Here is a 16,473-nt window from a genome sequence, read left to right on the forward strand (position 1 = left end):
ATGTCCATTCTGAGTTTCCTGACCGATTCCGCAGGCGCTGCCCTGCAAGCCGTGAAGGGCAACCGCGCCGGGTCGTCAAACACCGACGACAACAGCGCGCTGCCCTTCTCTGCCGTGCTCTCCGAGCAGACGCGCCAGACTGTCCAGCCCGCCACGAGCCCCACGAGCAACACGTCTGCGCGCGCCGGGCAGACGAATACGTCGTCCGGGAACGCCTCGGGCGGCAGCTCGACGCCGACGGACAACGCCGCCAACAACGCCTCGGGCGCCGATCAAGCGAGCCAGGCGAACCAAATGGGTCAAACAGGCCCAACGAACGCTTCGACGAAACCCTCGAAATCGACGACGGACGAAGGCGACAAGCGCGAAAGCACCGCCGACGCAACGCCGGCCGCTGCGGCGCCCGGTGATCCGGCAGCCGCCCTTGCCGTGGCCCTCGCCGCGATGAACAACGCGCCGCTGGCACCGCACGTGTCGGCCGCGCCCGCCAACGCGGGCGACGCCAAGCCCGGCGCCGACGCGGCCGTTGCTGCGGCGGTGAGCGGTGCCTTGCAGGCCACGGGCGTCGCGCAACTGGCCGGCCAGGCGCCGGCCGGTGGTGCCGCCACCGACGCCAAGGCCGCGACCGGGACCGCAAAGGCGGGCACACCGGTCGATGGCACGGCGGCGTCGAACGCCAACAAGACTGGCGGCCTCTCGCTCGACGCACTGGCCAAGAATGGGACGGCAGCGCAGGCGAGCGCGCAACCGGCCGCAGCCGACGCCAAGGCCGCTAGCACAACGGTCAGCGCAGACGCTCAGGCGCAACGCATGGCCGACACGCTGGCGCAGGCACAGGGACATCGCGACACGGCTGCGCAAGCGGCCACCGCCACGGCCACGCAAGCGGCCGCACAGATGGCGCAAACGGCCGCGCCCGCCCTGGACGCCCAGCCGCAGTTGGCCGCCCAGGCCAATCTGCCGGCCGCGCTCGCGTTGAATGCGCGGGTGGGGACGCAGGACTGGAACAACCAGCTCTCGCAACAAGTCGTGTGGCTCTCGTCCGCCCATGCGCAGACCGCGCAATTGAGCCTGAATCCGCCCGATCTCGGCCCGCTGCATGTGGTGTTGAACGTGGCGAACGACTCGGCGCAAGCGATGTTCGTCTCGCAGCACGCCGCCGTGCGCGACGCCGTGCAGGCGGCCTTGCCGCAACTGCGCGAAAGCCTTGCCAACAATGGCATCGCGCTGGGCAACGCGACCGTGAGCAGCGACAGCTCGCAGCAACAGGCCTTTGCCCAGCAGGGCGCGAACGGCAACGGGAGTGGTAATGGAAGCGGCAACGGCAGCGCACGCGGCACGCCGGGCTTCGGTCAGGGCGACGACGCGGTGCTCGCCACGACCGCGAGCGTTCCGGTACGCGTGAGCAACGGTCTCGTCGACACGTTCGCCTGATCGCCCGGTTTTGCACGAGCGACGCGACCGGGCGTCGCGCCGCCCTCAAGCCAGCGGGTTTTCCTGCCGTTAAGACAAAGACGCGAGTTAGACGCGATTGTCCCTTCTTTTCGGCCGATCACCCGTTGGCGGCTTGGCCGACAATCATTACCCAATAGCAGGCGAACACATGGCAAATCCCGCACCGACACAAGCCGCGGCTCCCTCCGGAGGGAGCATGCGCAAATGGATTCTGTTGATCGTTGCGGTAGCCCTCATGGCCGCTGCCGGCGCGGCAACGGCCGTGTATTTGCTGACCGGACGCCACGAAACCGCGAAAGCACCGCCGCCCCCGCCGCCGCCCGTGTTCGTCAGCCTGGACCCGTTCACGGTGAACCTGTCGGGCGAAGACGGAGAGCGCTATCTGCATATCGGCCTCTCGCTCAAGGTGGCAGACGCCGAGACGCAAGCCCGCATCACGCAGCACATGCCCGAAGTGCGCAGCCGTGTGTTGCTGCTGCTGTCGTCCAAGCAGCCGGAGGATCTGGCCACGATCGACGGCAAGCGCCGCCTGGCGAGCGAGATCCGCACACTGGTCGCGCAGCCGTTCGCGGCCAACATGTCGCCGCAGGCCGTGGGCGACGTGCTGTTCACCGCGTTTGTAATTCAGTGAGTGATACATGGCGCATGAGGAGTTCCTGTCGCAGGAAGAGGTCGATGCCCTTCTGAAGGGTGTCACCGGCGAACAGGATGACCGGTCGGAGGCGGAAGATCATTCCAGCATCCGGCCATACAATATCGCGACGCAAGAGCGTATCGTGCGCGGGCGCATGCCCACGCTCGAGATCATCAACGATCGCTTCTCGCGCTTGTTCCGCATTGCCCTGTTCAATTTCATGCGCCGCAGCGCCGAAATCTCGGTCAGCCCCGTGCGTGTGCAGAAGTACAGCGAGTTCATCCGCAACCTGCCGGTCCCGACCAACCTCAACCTGGTCCACATCAAGCCACTGCGCGGCACGGCGTTGTTCGTGTTCGATCCGAACCTCGTGTTCCTGGTGGTGGACAACCTGTTCGGCGGCGACGGCCGGTTCCACACCCGCGTCGAGGGGCGTGACTTCACCCAGACCGAGCAGCGCATCATCGCCCGCCTGCTCGACCTGGTGTTCGAGAACTATGGCGCTTCGTGGAAGCCGGTATATCCGGTCGAGTTCGAGTACGTGCGCGCCGAAATGCACACCCAGTTCGCCAACGTCGCCACGCCCAACGAGGTGGTGGTGACGACCACGTTCGACATTGAGTTCGGCTCGGTCGGCGGCGAATTCCACATCTGCATGCCCTACTCGATGATTGAGCCGATGCGCGACCAGCTCTCGAGCCCGCTGCAAGGCGAGACGCTCGAAGTGGACAAGCGCTGGGTGCGCCTGCTCTCGCAACAGGTGCAGGCCGCCGACGTGGAAATCGTGACCAACCTTGCGCAGTTCGACATGACGCTTTCGCAGTTGCTCAATATGCGCGTGGGCGACGTGATTCCGCTGGACGTGCCCGAGGTGCTCGAAGCCAAGGTCGATGGCGTGCCCGTGATGCAATGCAATTACGGCGTCTTCAACGGTCAATACGCGCTGCGCGTGGACCAGATGATCAACCATTCGCACAGCGATTACACGAAGGACAACGAGTGATGAGCGATACCCCTCAAACGCCTGGTGACGACGCCCAGGCCATGGCGGACGAGTGGGCCAGTGCCATGGCGGAGCAGACGGCGACCGATGCCGCGGCGCAACCGGCCGCCGCCCCCGCCCCTGCCCCCGTGTTCCAGCCGCTGTCGGCCGCAGCCGGCAATCCACCGAACGCCACGCACAACGACATCGACCTGATCCTCGATATCCCGGTTCAGATGACCGTGGAGCTGGGCCGCACGAAGATCGCCATCAAGAACCTGCTGCAACTGGCGCAAGGCTCGGTGGTGGAACTCGACGGCATGGCCGGCGAGCCGATGGATGTGCTGGTCAACGGTTGCCTCATCGCCCAGGGCGAAGTGGTGGTTGTGAACGACAAGTTCGGCATTCGCCTGACTGATATCATCACGCCATCCGAACGCATCCGAAAGCTCAACCGATGAATGCAACAAAAGTCCGCGGCACCCCCGTGGGGCGTGCCGCGGCAGCCGTCGGCCGCGGGTCGGCCCGCGCTGGCGCCGCGACGTCCGGCACCGCTCGCGCCGCATGCGCCCTGCTGGCCGGCCTGACCATCACCTCCGCTCACGCACAGGGCGCCGCCTCGCAGGCGGCGGCCGTACCCAGCCTTGGCGGTGCGGGCATCGTGCAGACGGGGCTTGGCCTCGTGCTCGTGCTGGCACTGCTCTTCGGGCTGGCGTGGCTGGCCAAGCGTTTCGGACTGCAACGCCCGCTGGGGGGCGGCAACGTGCGCATCGTCGGCAGCGCCGCCGTGGGCCAGCGCGAACGCGTAGTGGTCGTGGAAGTTGCGGGCGACTGGATCGTGCTGGGCGTTGCGCCCGGCCAGGTCCGCAGCCTTCATGTGATCGATGCGGATCGCGTTGCCGAAATGCCTGCCGCGCCCGCGCCGACCGTTTCCCATCCAGGCACGCACGCCAACCGCGCCGCCCAGGCGTTTGCGCAAAAATTGCGCGAAACGATGAAAAAGGATTCCTGATGGTGCGCGGCTTGCTGTCGGCCGGGAAATTGCCGCGTCTGTCGGGCTGGGGACTCGGTCTCACGCTCGGACTCGCGCTCGCCTGCCTCGCCCTGCCGGGCACCGCGCTTGCACAGGCCACGCTGCCCGCGTTCACCACCACCCCGGCGCCCGGCGGCGGACAGACGTATTCGCTGTCCGTGCAGACGATGTTGCTGCTCACGTCGCTGGGCTTCCTGCCCGCGATGCTGCTGATGATGACTGCGTTCACGCGCATCATCATCGTGCTCTCGCTGCTGCGCCATGCCATCGGCGTCACCACGTCGCCGCCGAACCAGATCCTGATCGGCCTGGCGCTGTTCCTGACCTTCTTCGTCATGTCGCCGGTGTTCGACAAGGCCTACACTGACGCCTATCAGCCTTTCGCCGCCAACAAGATCAGCTTCGAGCAGGCCATCGACACGGGCGCCAAGCCCTTCCACGCGTTCATGCTCAAGCAAACACGTGAAGCCGATCTCGCCCTCTTCGCCAAGCTGGCCAAAACGCCGCCGATGAATGGCCCGGAAGACGTGCCGATGCGCATTCTCGTGCCCGCCTTCGCCACGAGCGAACTGAAGACCGCGTTCCAGATCGGCTTCACGATCTTCATCCCGTTCCTGATCATCGACCTGGTGGTCGCGAGCGTGTTGATGTCGATGGGGATGATGATGGTCTCGCCCTCGACGGTATCGCTGCCGTTCAAGTTGATGCTGTTCGTCGTGGTCGACGGCTGGCAACTGCTTCTGGGCTCGCTCGCCCAGAGCTTCACGATGTAGCGCAGGAACGCGAAATGACCCCGGAAACCGTCATGGCGCTGGCCCATCAGGCAATGCAGGTCACCCTGTTGCTCGCCGCACCGCTGCTGCTCGTCGCCCTCGTCTCGGGTCTGCTCGTGAGCCTGTTCCAGGCCGCCACGCAGATCAACGAAATGACGCTCTCGTTCATCCCCAAGCTGCTGGCCGTGTTCGCCACGCTGGTGATCGCCGGCCCCTGGATGCTCAACCTGATGGTCGACTACATGCGCCAGTTGCTCACCGGCATTCCCGGCCTGGTCGGGTAAGCCGCGCCGGCGTTGATCAGCTTCACTTACGAACAACTCTCGGGCGTCATTGCGGCGTTCCTGTTTCCGTTCGTGCGCCTGCTGGCGCTCTCGATGAGCGCCCCGCTGTTCGGCGACGCCGCCGTGCCCGGCACGGTCAAGATCGGGCTTGCGGGCATCGTCGCGCTGGCGCTGGCACCGGTGCTCGGCCCGATGCCCGCCGCCTCGCCGTTCTCGTGGGAGGGACTCTGGATCCTCGTGCAGCAGGTCATGATCGGCGCGGCGCTGGGGTGGTGCATGCAGATCGTGTTCTCGGCCATCAGCATGGCCGGCGACTTCGTCGGCTTGCAGATGGGGCTGTCGTTCGCCACGCTGCTCACCCCGAACAGCGACGGCAGCACCGCCGTGCTCGGCATGCTGCTCAACGTCGTGGCCATGCTCGTGTTCCTCGCCACCAATGGCCATCTGGTGATGTTCGCCACGCTGGTGCAGAGCTTCACGGTGTTGCCGGTCTCCGCCGCACCGCTCTCGAGTGTAGGCTGGCACTACCTCGCCATGCTGGGCGGCCAGCTCTTCATGCTCGCGCTGATGCTCTCGCTGCCACTCGTGGCCGCGCTGCTCATCTGCAACCTGGCGCTGGGCATCCTCAATCGCGCCGCGCCGCAGCTCAATATCTTCGCCGTGGGCTTTCCGCTCACGCTGGCCGTCGGGCTGGTGGTGATCGAGCTGATGATGCCGCGTATCGCCCCGGTGATGGATCACTTCATCGCCATCGGCATCGACATGATGATTCGCACGACCGCCGCATTCGTCCCGAAACCCTGAACGCCGGGGCGCCGGCGGTGCTGCGCCGCGCGCTCGAATGACAACGGGCCGCCCGGCAATCCCGGGCGGCCCGTTGTCTCCCGATGCTGCGCGGGCAATGTGCCGCGCGACGGATCAGAGCAAACTGAACAGCGAAAGCTTCTGCGTCTGCAGGAAGCTCTGCTGCGACGCCTGCAACGCGGCTTGCAACTGCGAGAACTTGGTCGCCGCCGAGTTCCAGTCCACGTCGAGCAGATCGCCCAACTGCGACTGGTAGTTCAGCGAATTGCTGTCGCCGATATTGTTGAGCGCCGAGAGTTCGTTCATGCGAGAGCCCGTGGTCGTGCGGATCGTCGTGACGTTGTCGTAGGTGTTGCTGAACTTCTGGCTGAACGTCGTCAGCGCGTTGTCCAGGTTTGCCTGGCCCGCGCCGTTCGTGCTGCTGATCGGCGTCTTGAGCGTGTTGATCAGCGCCTGCAGGTTGTCGAACATGTTCGTGCCGCCCGTGGCGGCCGGCTGCACGGTGTAGGTGTCGCCCGTGGCCGGCGCGCCCGAGAACGTCACCGACTTGCCGCCGAACGAGATCGGCTGGCCGGCGGTGTAGGCGCCGGTCACGTCCGGCACGGTCGTATCCGTCTGGTCCTTGACCGTGTAGTTGGTGGTGGGCGGCGTGGTCGTATTGTCGATCGCGAAGCTGATCTGGTACTGGTGGTCCGCGCCCGCCGCCGCCACGTTGGTCGTCGAGACGGGCGAGTACGTCGCAGTACCCTGATTGGCGGCGTTGCCGCTGATGAGCGTGCCGGACGTACCGCTCTGCACGCCTTCGAAGACGCTCGAGCCGACATCGTTGATCGCGATCTGACGATTCGGGCTCACCTGCACGTAGCGCACGCCCGAATCGCCGGCGTACGATGCCCCCGTGGCCGAGGCCATGTACGCTGCCGAATTGCCCTTGAAGCCCGAGAACAGATACTGGCCGTTGGCATCGGTCGTATTCGCCAGCGAGAGCAATTGCTGGAAGCTCGATTGCAGATCGGTCGCGATGGTCGAGCGGTCGTTGTCGTTGAGCGAGGCATCGCCCGCCGACACGACCTGCGACATCACGTGCTGCAACGCGTTGATGACGTTGCCGAAGGTCGAATCCTCGAGCTGCAACTGGGTGGTCGCCGCCTGACGGTTCGACGCGTACTGCGTGTTCATGGCGTTGTCCTGCGACACGGCCACTGCCTGCGCCGAGGCAATCGGGTCGTCGCTCGGCGTGGTCACACGCTTGCCCGACGAGAGTTGCGCCTGAACGTTGAGAAGATCGGAGGTGTTCTGGCTCATCGAGCGCATCCCCTGATCGTAAATCATGCTGGTACTGATACGCATCGCGATGCCCCTGCGCTTAATTGACGATCTGGAGGATGGTGCTGAACAACGTCGACGCGGTCTGAATCACCTTCGAATTAGCCTGGTAGAGCTGTTGGTACTTGATCAGGTTCGCCGCTTCTTCGTCGAGGTTCACGCCAGAGTTGGACTGCTGTGCCGTCTGCGTCTGTTGCAACAGTGTCTGCTGCGCCGCGCTGGTCGACTTGTACGTATTCGTGGTCGAGCCGACAAACGAGACCAGGCTCGCGTAGGCGGTCGCATAGCTCTGCGTGCCCCCCACCTTGGTCGTGTCGTTCTGCAGGGCCGACAGCGCCAGACCGTTGCGGTTGTCGGTCACCGCGCCAGACGTATTCGGCGAAATGGTGAACGTGTCGCCATTGGACGGCGTGCCGCTCAGGTTGACCGTCATGCCGCTCATCGTGATCTTCGCCCCTGTAGCGGCGTTGTACGGCACGGTGGCGCCGGCGGCATACGAGGTCGTCACGCCATTGGCGGTGACCGTCATCGGAGACGGGGCCACGAGCGTCAGTGCGCCGGTCACGGCGTCTTTGCTGAACGTGAAGTTGACCGGTGCGCTCAGCACGTTCGACAGATAGCTGGCGTCTACACTGCCCTGATCGACCTTGAGCGAACCGCTATTGGTGCTGGGGGTCGAGGCGAGGATCGGTGCGGCCAGCGCGATCTTGCCCGGATCGGTGATGGCCACACCGATGTTCTGCGCGGCGTTGCGCGTGGGCTGGATCGCGAAGCTGTCGCCGGCGACCATGCCGCTTGTCGTGACCGAAAAGCCATCGCCGAACGCCGCGCCGCCAGCGTCCTGGAAGTTCAGCGGGGTGCTCGGCGTGGCCGGTGCCCCCGCCGTCCACTTGGCGCCATCGGTCTGGCGCGTGAGCGTGTAGGTCGTGCCGTCGAAGCTCACCGAGTAGTCGCTTGCCGTCACCTTCGAGGCGTCGGTGATGCTGGCGTTGAGCGTGGCCGCGTTCGAATTGCCGGTATTCGCGATGATCGTCGGATTGGGCACCGTGAAGAAGTTGCCGCCCATCTGACCGTAGAGATCCATCCCCAACTGGTTCTGCGCGTTGAACGTGCCGGCCAGCGACATGGCGATCTGGCCGAGCGAGTTTTGCGCCTGCGTGAGCGCGCCGCTGCGGAACGACAACAGGCCGGCGAGCGAGCCGCCGGTGATCGACGACTCCGGAATCGCAACCTTCGTGCCGTTGCCGGTGACGTAGGCCACGGTCATTTGCGACGGATCGCTGGTCGAAGGCACCGTCGTCATCTGATAGGCCGAGTTGCCCGATACCAGCGACTGGCCATTGCCGACGAACACGTTGTACGACCCGTTGGTGTCCTTGACGACGTTCGTCTGTACGATCGCGTTCAGACTTGCGACGGCCTGATCGCGCTGGTCGAGCAGGTCGTTCGGCATCGTATGGGTGCCGTTGCCCTGCGCCTGCAGAATCGCGTCGTTGAGGCTGGCGATCTGCTTGGCGTACGTATTGATCTGCGTGGTCGCCTGGGTAATGTTGCCGTTCACGCTGGCACGCAGCGACGACAGCGTGCCCGAGAGCGACTGGAACATGCTCGTGAGCGTCTGCGCGGACGAAATCACTGTCGCCCGGGTGGCCGAGTTGTTCGGCGCGGTCACGATCGTCTGCAGGTTCGTGAAGAACGTGGACATCGAGGCCGACAAGCCGGTCGTGGAACTGCCCAGCGCGTTGTTGACCTGCGAGATCTGCTGGTAGTAGGTATTGAGCTGGCTGTACTGCGTCTGCGCCTGATTGACCTGATTCGACAGGAACTGGTCGTACACGCGCGACACGTCGCTCACCAACACGCCCTGGCCAACGTAGCCCACCCCGGCGAACTGGCTGTCAGCCTGGGTGTAGTCGACAATCTGACGGTTGTAGCCGGCCGTCCCCGAGTTGGAGATGTTGTTGCCGGTGGTGTTCAGGGCGAACTGGGAGGCGTTCAGCCCGCTCATGCCAATATTGATTAGGCTCATGATCTCGCGGCTTGAATTGAGGGTGCGCCCCACGGCGGAAAGTCCGCTCGCGCACCGTTACCGATGTGTTTACGGCAGCCCGCTGGCAAAATTGAGGCCGGCGCGCCACAGGATTTCGTGCCGGTTCCCGTCCGGTCAGGCCAGTGCTCGCGCCGCTCAGGCGAAGTGCTTCATGATCTTGATCAGCTTGCTGGCATATTGCGGATCCGTCGCATAGCCTGCGCGCTGGAGATTCGTTGCGAAGCTGGCAGCGTCGTTGGCACTCGCCACGACCGACGCGTAGCGCGGATTGTTCGAAATCAAGTTCGCGTAATCGGCAAACGCCTCGTCATAGGAGCGGTAGGCGCGGAACTTGGCCATCACCTTGCGCGGCTGGCCGTTCACATACTCGGTGGTGGCGACCTCGACCGTCGGCCCGGTCCAGTGCTTGCCCGCCTTGATGCCGAAGACGTTGTAGCTCGTGGTGCCGTCGCCGCGACGGATCTCGCGCTTGCCCCAGCCGGATTCGAGCGCGGCCTGGCTGAGCATGAAGCGCGCCGGTATGCCACTGCTGGCGCTGGCGTTCTGGGCGGCCGTGGCCATGCGCTCGACGAAATCGCCGGCGGCGGCCGGGGCCCCTTCGGCAACGCCAATGGCATCGGCGGCATTGTAGGCGCGGCCCTGCAACGGTTGCTGGCGCCCCGTCGCCGCCGGCGGCAGCGTGGTGCCGGTCCGGGCGAGCTGCTTGAGCATCATATCGGCCAGACCTATGCCCTTGTTCGATGCGAGCTGCTGCGCGAGCTGGCCGTCGAGCATGCCGTTGAACATCTTTTCCTGATCGCTGCCGAGCAGGCCGCCGGACATCGTGGCGTCGCGCATGCTCTTCATCATCATCTGCGTGAAGACGGCCTCGAACTGCTTGGCCGCCTGCTGCGTCGCCTGCGGCGTCTGCTGGTGGGCCGCAACGCGCAAGGCCGTGAGGCCCTGCATATCGTAGGTGGCGCGTTGCGTCAGGTCGGGCAGCGGTATGCCCGCGCCGGTGAGTCGTGAGCCGTCGGCCATATCAGATGATCTCCAGATCGGCGCGCAGCGCGCCCGCGGCCTTCATGGCCTGCAAAATCGACATCAGGTCGGCCGGGGTTGCGCCGAGCGAGTTGAGCGCCTTGACGACGTCGGCCAGATTCGCACCCGCCTTGATCATCCTGAGCGCGTTGTTCTCCTGCTGCACGGAGATTTGCGAATTTGGCGCCACCACCGTCTGACCGCCCGAGAACGGTGCCGGCTGGCTGACGTTGTTCTGCGTGTCGATGACGACCGACAGATTGCCGTGTGCCACCGCGCATTGCTGGATCGTCACGTTCTGGTTCATCACGACCGACCCGGTGCGCGCGTTGATGATGACGCGTGCGGCCGTGTTGTCTGGTCGCACGTCCACGCTTTCGAGCTGGGCGAGGAACTGGACACGGCCCGACGGATCGCTCGGCGTGTGCAGCAAGATCACGCGGCCGTCCAGCGCCTGCGCGGTGCCGTAGCCGAAGCGGCGGTTCACGGCATCGACCACGCGCTGCGCGGTCGAGAAATCGGTCACGTTCAGCTCCATCTGTACCGTGCCAGGCTGTCCGCCCATGGCGCTCGGCACGGCTCGCTCGACGATGGCGCCACTCGGGATACGGCCCGAGGCCAACTGATTGACCGTGACGCTCGACCCGTTGGCCGACGCCCCGGCCCCGCCCACGAGCAGATTGCCCTGCGCCAGCGCGTAGACCTGTCCGTCCGGCCCCTTGAGCGGCGTCATGAGCAACGTACCGCCACGCAGGCTCTTGGCGTTCCCCATCGAGGACACCACCACGTCGATGGCCTGGCCGGGACGCGTGAACGCCGGCAGCGTGGCCGTCACCATCACGGCGGCCACGTTCTTCAACTGCATGTTGGTGCCGGGCGCGACGGTAATGCCCAACTGCGAAAGCATGTTGGTCATACTCTGCACGGTAAACGGCGTCTGCGTGGTCTGGTCGCCCGAGTTGTCGAGGCCCGCGACCAGGCCGTAGCCGATCAACTGGTTGTCGCGCACGCCTTGAATCGATGCCAGTTCCTTGAGACGTTCAGCGCGCGCCACGCCCGGCGCCAGCAGCATTGCCGTGGCCGCGCCCGCCACGGCCAGCGTGGTGACGAAGCGGTGAAGGCCCCGGCGAAGGAGATGCAAGGACGGCGCGCGGTGCGACAGGGACGGCATGATCGACATCAGAATGGCGAAATATTAAGGAAGAAGCGCTGCAGCCAGCCCATGGTTTCGGCTTCGTTGATGTAGCCCTTGCCACGGTATTCGATGCGCGCATCGGCCACCTGCGTCGAAGGCACGGTATTCGCGCCCGAGATCGTCTGCGGGCTGACCACGCCCGAGAACTTGATGTACTCCGTGCCCTGGTTGATCGCGATCTGCTTCTCGCCGGCCACCGCCAGGTTACCGTTCGAGAGCACCTCCATCACGGTCACGGTGATCTGGCCGGAGAATACGTTGTTCGCATTGGCCGCGCCCTTGGCGTCGAACTTGTTGCCGCCGCTCACGTCCAGGCCCTGATTGTTGAGCACACCGCCGATCACGCCCGGGGTCTGTTTCAGCGTCAGCGTGCCGCTGCCCGCACGGGTCGTGTTGGCCGCCGAGTTCTTGCTCGCCGCCGTGTTCTCGTTGATGACGATCGTGAGGATGTCGCCAACGTTGCGCGGACGGCGGTCTTCGAACAGCGGACGGTTCGAGTAGAGCGGGCGGTAGATCGAGCCTTCCGGATCGGCCGCCATCGGCGGAGGCGGCGGACGCGTGGTCGTCGGCCCGGTCACGACCGGTTCCTGCGGGATATAGGCGCAGCCCGCCAGACCGCTCAGCGCGGCGGCGCCCGCCAGCGCCAGGCACCGCGCGAGGCCCGCGCTGCGAAGCCTCACGGTCTTCACGCGCGCAACCGTTGAGACGGTTGCAACGGTCGTTTGAGCTGATATTTCGACGTTCATTTTCTGGGGCGGATCGCGGCGTACCGCTGCTTACATCTGCGTCAGGCGTTGCAGCATCTGGTCGGATGCAGTGACTGCCTTCGAGTTGATTTCATACGCGCGCTGCGCCTGGATCATGTTCACCAGCTCTTCGACCACGTTCACGTTCGACGTTTCGACGTAGTTCTGGTTGAGCACGCCCGCGCCATTGGTGCCAGGCTGCGCCACGTTCGGCGCGCCCGAGGCGGCTGTCTCGGCATACAGGTTCTCGCCCAGGCTTTGCAGGCCGGCGTTGTTGATGAAAGTGGCAAGCTGGAACGTACCGATCTGCACATTGGCCGTGTTGCCCGGTTGCGTGACCGAGACCGTCCCGTCGCGGGCGATGGTCAGCGAGAGCGCGTTCGCCGGAATCGTGATGGCCGGCTGCACCGGGTAACCCGATGCCGTCACGAGTTGGCCGTTGTTGTCGACCTGGAACGAGCCATCGCGCGTGTAGGCGGTCGTGCCGTCCGGCATGAGCACCTGGAAGAAGCCGTCGCCGTTGACGGCCACGTCCTTGGCATTGCTCGTCTGCGTCAGGTTGCCCTGCGTGAAGATGCGCTCGGTCGCCGCCGGGCGCACACCAGTGCCCAGTTGCAGGCCCGAGGGCAGCAACGTCTGCTGCGACGACTGGGCGCCGGGCTGGCGCAGCGTCTGGTACAGCAGGTCCTCGAACACCGCACGGCCCTTCTTGAAGCCGTTCGTGCTGGTGTTGGCGAGGTTGTTCGAAATCACGTCCATGTTCGTCTGCTGGGCGTTCATGCCGGTGGCAGCGATGTAGAGTGAACGGATCATGTGGTGATTCTCCCCGTGTACGGTCGCGGCGCGCGGCTCCCCTCGGACCCGGCGCGCCACACGGCCGTTAGCTGAAGTTCAGCAACTGGTTGGCGGATTGTTCGTTGGTATCGGCCGTCTGCAGCATCTTCATCTGCATCTCGAAGGCCCGCGACTGCGAGATCATGTTCACCAGTCCGGTGACCGGATTGACGTTGCTGTTCTCGATGGCACCGGCCACCACGACGACGTTCGGATCGACCTGTGCCGGCGCATTGTTCGCGGTTCGGAACAGCCCGTCGTCGCCTCGCACCAGGTTGTTCTCCGGTGGATTGACCAGCTTCAATTGACCCATCACGGCAATCGAGTTGGGCGGATCGCCCTGCCCCAGCGCCGAGATCGTACCGTCCGTGCCAATGCTCACCGCAGCGCCCGGCGGCACGGCGGCCGGCCCGGCGTCGGTCATCACCGGCAGCCCGTGCAGCGTGAGCTGGCCGTCGGCCGTCATCTCGAGATTACCGCCGCGCGTGTAGGCTTCGCGGCCCTGCGCATCGCGCACGGCGAGCCAGCCCTGCCCCTGGATGGCCACGTCGAGCGGGCGGCCCGTCTGCTGCATCGCGCCGGGTGTGAAGTCGGTGCCCGGCGTGGACGTGGCGACAAAGGTCCGCGTACCGGTCGTGCCGTCTGGCGCGCGCACCGGCGCCTGGCGGAACGCTGCGAGCTGGGCGCGAAAGCCCGGCGTCGAGACATTCGCGAGATTGTTGGCGGTGGTCGATTGCTGCTCCATCGCCTGCTTCGCGCCGGTCATGGCGATATAGATCAGACGATCCATCAACGGCCCCCGTGCAAGTTTTGCATGCCTTCGAATCCGCCTTACAGGTTGACCATCGTCTGCATCAACTGGTCTTCGGTCTTGATCGTCTGCGCGTTGGCCTGGTAGTTGCGCTGCGCGGTGATCATGTGAACCAGTTCTGCCGTCAGGTCGACGTTCGAGGCTTCGACGGCGCCCGACTGCAGCTTGCCGAGGTTCGTGCCGCCCGGCACGCCGACGATCGGAATGCCCGACGCGGCCGACTCTTGCCAAAGGTTGTTGCCCTGCGGGATCAGGCCCTGCACGTTGTTGAAGTTCGCCAACGCCACCTGGCCCAGCGCCATCGACTGGGTGTTCGAGTACGTGCCGATGATCGTGCCGTCGGCACTGAACGTGAACCCGGTCAGTCGGCCCGACGTGTAGCCGTTCTGCGTCAAGTTGTTCGGCGAGTAGGTGTTACCGTATTGCGTGGTGCCCGACATGTCGAGCGTCATGCTGGCGCTCGACGCACCGTTACCGTAGTTGATCGTAGGCAGCGTGATCGGGCCCGTCACGGCGGCGCCGGTCGAGTCGGTCTGCGACACGAGGCTGCCGGCCGAGTTGAACGTCAGCGTGCCGATCGGACCGGCGCCCACCTGGGTCGTGCCGTCGGTCGAGGCGTACACCGACCAGGTGGCGTTGTTGGTCACGGCGTTGACGCTCGACTTCACGAAATACAGGTTCACGTCGTGCGAATTGCCCAGCGAGTCGTAGACCTTGAGCGACGTGGCATTCGTGTACGAGTTCGGATCGGTAATCGAGAATGCCGTCGTATTGACCGCGCTGCGCGAGTCGAGGTTGAACTGTGCGGTGATCTTGGACGTGGCCGTCGGCGACAGGTCGCCCGTCGGGATCCGCAGATCGACCGGCGAGACGCTGTTGATGATACCGGTCGGGCCCGCCAGATAGCCGGTCAGGCGGTCGCCGTTGGTGTCGACGATGTAGCCGTTCTTGTCGAGCGAAAACTGACCGTTGCGCGTGTAGGCAATGGCGCCGTTGTTCGACATGCGGAAGAAGCCGTTGCCCGAAATCGCCAGATCGAGCTGACGGTTCGTGACGGTAATGTCGCCCTGCGTGAACTGCTGGGCGATGCCCGCCACACGCGTGCCGATCCCCACCGTGTTGTTGCCCGCGCCGTACAGTGAGTTGGCGTAGATGTCGGCGAATTGCGCCTCACCTTGCTTGAAGCCGACGGTGGCCGCGTTGGCAACGTTGTTGCCGATGACGTCCAGGTCTTTGGAGGCGGCGTTCAGGCCGCTCAGTCCGGTCGAAAAGGCCATGTGGATACTCCTGAAATTCGGTGGGCGACGACGTCTGTCGCAATGAAAACGGTTAAAGGCTTACGCCGAATAGGGTCGAGGTGATCGGTTACAGGATTTCGCGGACATCCGAGAGCGCGACGTTCGAGCCCGTGCCGACGTTGAGCAGCGGTGCGCCGGTCGTGCTGGCCACCACGCTTTGCACCTGCGCGTACGCCAGCAGCGTCGGCGTCATAGCCTTGCCGTTGGCCGATGCGCTCACCGAGAGCGTGTACTTGCCATCGGCCACGGCGGTACCCGAGTCGTCCTTGGCGTCCCATGTGAGCGCCTGCACCCCGGCGTCGAGCGCGCCCGCGTTGACCGTACGCACGACCTTGCCCGTGCTGTCCTTGATCTGAATGGTCACCGTGTCGGCGTCGCTCGGCAGTTCGAAGCCGAACGGGGTGGCCGTCTTCGTGACCGTGCCGTCGGTGGCCGTGGTGCTGCCCACCCCGACAGTGCTGCCCGGAATCAGCACACCCTTGCCCACGAGCGCCGAGGCCTGCAGGCTTTGCGTCGAATTGAGCTGCGAGGTCACCGACGAGAGCGTCGTGTTCAACTGGGTGATGCCCGAGACCGTGCTGATCTGCGCGAGCTGCGAGGTCACCTGCGAGTTGTCCATCGGATTGAGCGGATCCTGATTGTTCATCTGCGCGACGAGCAACTTCAGGAAGCTGTTCTGCAAATCATTTGCGCCGCCCGCGGACGAACTGGAACTGGCGCTGTTGCTGGCGGTGCCGTTGACCGAGTCGAGGAACGTCTGTGAGAGGTTCGCCGGGTTCGACGTATTGATACTTGCCATCTTCTGGTCTCCGTGCGGCCCCTTACTGGCCGACCGTGAGGGTTTTGAGCATCAGCGTCTTGGCGGTGTTGAGCGCCTCGACGTTGGCCTGATAGGAACGGGAAGCGGAGATCATGTTGACCATCTCCTCCACCGGATTCACGTTGGGCATCGTGACGTAGCCCTGAGCATTGGCCGCCGGGTTCTTCGGGTCGTACACGGTCTTGAGCGGCGACGGATCCTCGACCACGCCGGCCACCTTCACACCGCCGACGTCGGTGCCCGCGACCGGATTGACCTGGAACACGACCTGCTTGGCGCGGTACGGCTGACCGTCCGGACCGGTCACCGACTCGGCGTTGGCGAGATTGCTGGCCGTAACATTCATGCGCTGCGACTGCGCAGTCATGGCCGAACCGGCGACATCGAAGATGCTCATCAGCGGCATGG

General features: G+C 64.9%; 18 protein-coding genes. 8 read left to right on the forward strand and 10 right to left on the reverse strand.

Annotation, left to right across the window (positions count from 1 at the left end; translation table 11 throughout):
• From PTE31013_RS14620 to fliR, 8 genes are all read left to right on the forward strand, one after another.
• Entirely contained in the window at positions 1–1,434 is a 1,434-nt protein-coding gene (locus tag PTE31013_RS14620; RefSeq protein ID WP_150613517.1) for a flagellar hook-length control protein FliK, read from the forward strand.
• A 217-nt stretch (positions 1,435–1,651) separates the two neighbouring features.
• Positions 1,652–2,086, forward strand: a complete 435-nt coding sequence (fliL, locus tag PTE31013_RS14625; RefSeq protein ID WP_246174581.1) for a flagellar basal body-associated protein FliL — start codon at positions 1,652–1,654, stop codon at positions 2,084–2,086.
• A gap of 7 nt (positions 2,087–2,093) precedes the next feature.
• Positions 2,094–3,092, forward strand: a complete 999-nt coding sequence (gene fliM, locus PTE31013_RS14630; protein WP_150613519.1) for a flagellar motor switch protein FliM — start codon at positions 2,094–2,096, stop codon at positions 3,090–3,092.
• Positions 3,092–3,532, forward strand: coding sequence for a flagellar motor switch protein FliN (gene fliN, locus PTE31013_RS14635; protein ID WP_150613520.1), 441 nt, complete (start codon positions 3,092–3,094; stop codon positions 3,530–3,532). Before fliM ends, fliN begins: the two co-directional genes overlap by 1 nt.
• Complete coding sequence (fliO, locus tag PTE31013_RS14640; RefSeq protein WP_150613521.1) at positions 3,529–4,083, forward strand: flagellar biosynthetic protein FliO; 555 nt, start codon at positions 3,529–3,531, stop codon at positions 4,081–4,083. The genes fliN and fliO overlap by 4 nt, the downstream gene beginning before the upstream one ends.
• On the forward strand, positions 4,083–4,877 hold the full coding sequence (gene fliP / locus PTE31013_RS14645; protein ID WP_150613522.1) for a flagellar type III secretion system pore protein FliP: 795 nt from the start codon (positions 4,083–4,085) through the stop codon (positions 4,875–4,877). Before fliO ends, fliP begins: the two co-directional genes overlap by 1 nt.
• A gap of 14 nt (positions 4,878–4,891) precedes the next feature.
• Positions 4,892–5,161 carry a flagellar biosynthesis protein FliQ gene (gene fliQ, locus PTE31013_RS14650; RefSeq protein ID WP_026131892.1) on the forward strand — a complete coding sequence of 90 codons (270 nt, stop codon included), beginning with the start codon at positions 4,892–4,894 and terminating at the stop codon, positions 5,159–5,161.
• A gap of 12 nt (positions 5,162–5,173) precedes the next feature.
• On the forward strand, positions 5,174–5,965 hold the full coding sequence (gene fliR, locus PTE31013_RS14655) for a flagellar biosynthetic protein FliR (protein ID WP_150590150.1): 792 nt from the start codon (positions 5,174–5,176) through the stop codon (positions 5,963–5,965).
• Between the two features lie 114 nt (positions 5,966–6,079).
• Here the strand turns inward: fliR and flgL are convergent, their stop codons facing one another.
• The 10 genes from flgL to flgC all read right to left on the reverse strand — a co-directional run bounded on the left by flgL (position 6,080) and on the right by flgC (position 16,471).
• Positions 6,080–7,315, reverse strand: a complete 1,236-nt coding sequence (gene flgL, locus PTE31013_RS14660) for a flagellar hook-associated protein FlgL (protein ID WP_150613523.1) — start codon at positions 7,313–7,315, stop codon at positions 6,080–6,082.
• Positions 7,316–7,331: 16 nt separating this feature from the next.
• Positions 7,332–9,320, reverse strand: coding sequence for a flagellar hook-associated protein FlgK (gene flgK / locus PTE31013_RS14665; RefSeq protein WP_150613524.1), 1,989 nt, complete (start codon positions 9,318–9,320; stop codon positions 7,332–7,334).
• Positions 9,321–9,476: 156 nt separating this feature from the next.
• Positions 9,477–10,361, reverse strand: a complete 885-nt coding sequence (gene flgJ, locus PTE31013_RS14670; protein WP_150613525.1) for a flagellar assembly peptidoglycan hydrolase FlgJ — start codon at positions 10,359–10,361, stop codon at positions 9,477–9,479.
• A gap of 1 nt (position 10,362) precedes the next feature.
• Positions 10,363–11,532, reverse strand: a complete 1,170-nt coding sequence (locus PTE31013_RS14675) for a flagellar basal body P-ring protein FlgI (protein WP_425495568.1) — start codon at positions 11,530–11,532, stop codon at positions 10,363–10,365.
• Positions 11,533–11,540: 8 nt separating this feature from the next.
• On the reverse strand, positions 11,541–12,302 hold the full coding sequence (locus tag PTE31013_RS14680; protein WP_150613527.1) for a flagellar basal body L-ring protein FlgH: 762 nt from the start codon (positions 12,300–12,302) through the stop codon (positions 11,541–11,543).
• A gap of 30 nt (positions 12,303–12,332) precedes the next feature.
• Complete coding sequence (gene flgG, locus PTE31013_RS14685; RefSeq protein ID WP_150613528.1) at positions 12,333–13,115, reverse strand: flagellar basal-body rod protein FlgG; 783 nt, start codon at positions 13,113–13,115, stop codon at positions 12,333–12,335.
• Between the two features lie 67 nt (positions 13,116–13,182).
• Entirely contained in the window at positions 13,183–13,926 is a 744-nt protein-coding gene (locus tag PTE31013_RS14690; protein ID WP_130027566.1) for a flagellar basal body rod protein FlgF, read from the reverse strand.
• Positions 13,927–13,967: 41 nt separating this feature from the next.
• Complete coding sequence (gene flgE / locus PTE31013_RS14695) at positions 13,968–15,224, reverse strand: flagellar hook protein FlgE (protein ID WP_150613529.1); 1,257 nt, start codon at positions 15,222–15,224, stop codon at positions 13,968–13,970.
• 88 nt (positions 15,225–15,312) lie between these two features.
• Positions 15,313–16,044, reverse strand: coding sequence for a flagellar hook assembly protein FlgD (gene flgD, locus PTE31013_RS14700; RefSeq protein WP_150613530.1), 732 nt, complete (start codon positions 16,042–16,044; stop codon positions 15,313–15,315).
• Positions 16,045–16,066: 22 nt separating this feature from the next.
• Positions 16,067–16,471, reverse strand: coding sequence for a flagellar basal body rod protein FlgC (flgC, locus tag PTE31013_RS14705; protein WP_150590141.1), 405 nt, complete (start codon positions 16,469–16,471; stop codon positions 16,067–16,069).
• Between the last annotated feature and the right edge of the window lie 2 nt (positions 16,472–16,473).

The organism is Pandoraea terrigena, from assembly GCF_902459705.1.
Classification (GTDB): domain Bacteria; phylum Pseudomonadota; class Gammaproteobacteria; order Burkholderiales; family Burkholderiaceae; genus Pandoraea; species Pandoraea terrigena.

Coding starts and splice junctions, on each gene's coding strand:
- PTE31013_RS14620 (WP_150613517.1), top strand. CDS start 1: ATGTCCATTCTGAGTTTCCTGACCGATTCCGCAGGCGCTGCCCTGCAA.
- fliL (WP_246174581.1), top strand. CDS start 1,652: ATGCGCAAATGGATTCTGTTGATCGTTGCGGTAGCCCTCATGGCCGCT.
- fliM (WP_150613519.1), top strand. CDS start 2,094: ATGGCGCATGAGGAGTTCCTGTCGCAGGAAGAGGTCGATGCCCTTCTG.
- fliN (WP_150613520.1), top strand. CDS start 3,092: ATGAGCGATACCCCTCAAACGCCTGGTGACGACGCCCAGGCCATGGCG.
- fliO (WP_150613521.1), top strand. CDS start 3,529: ATGAATGCAACAAAAGTCCGCGGCACCCCCGTGGGGCGTGCCGCGGCA.
- fliP (WP_150613522.1), top strand. CDS start 4,083: ATGGTGCGCGGCTTGCTGTCGGCCGGGAAATTGCCGCGTCTGTCGGGC.
- fliQ (WP_026131892.1), top strand. CDS start 4,892: ATGACCCCGGAAACCGTCATGGCGCTGGCCCATCAGGCAATGCAGGTC.
- flgL (WP_150613523.1), bottom strand. CDS start 7,315: ATGCGTATCAGTACCAGCATGATTTACGATCAGGGGATGCGCTCGATG.
- flgK (WP_150613524.1), bottom strand. CDS start 9,320: ATGAGCCTAATCAATATTGGCATGAGCGGGCTGAACGCCTCCCAGTTC.
- flgJ (WP_150613525.1), bottom strand. CDS start 10,361: ATGGCCGACGGCTCACGACTCACCGGCGCGGGCATACCGCTGCCCGAC.
- PTE31013_RS14675 (WP_425495568.1), bottom strand. CDS start 11,532: ATGCCGTCCCTGTCGCACCGCGCGCCGTCCTTGCATCTCCTTCGCCGG.
- PTE31013_RS14680 (WP_150613527.1), bottom strand. CDS start 12,302: ATGAACGTCGAAATATCAGCTCAAACGACCGTTGCAACCGTCTCAACG.
- flgG (WP_150613528.1), bottom strand. CDS start 13,115: ATGATCCGTTCACTCTACATCGCTGCCACCGGCATGAACGCCCAGCAG.
- PTE31013_RS14690 (WP_130027566.1), bottom strand. CDS start 13,926: ATGGATCGTCTGATCTATATCGCCATGACCGGCGCGAAGCAGGCGATG.
- flgE (WP_150613529.1), bottom strand. CDS start 15,224: ATGGCCTTTTCGACCGGACTGAGCGGCCTGAACGCCGCCTCCAAAGAC.
- flgD (WP_150613530.1), bottom strand. CDS start 16,044: ATGGCAAGTATCAATACGTCGAACCCGGCGAACCTCTCACAGACGTTC.
- flgC (WP_150590141.1), bottom strand. CDS start 16,471: ATGCCGCTGATGAGCATCTTCGATGTCGCCGGTTCGGCCATGACTGCG.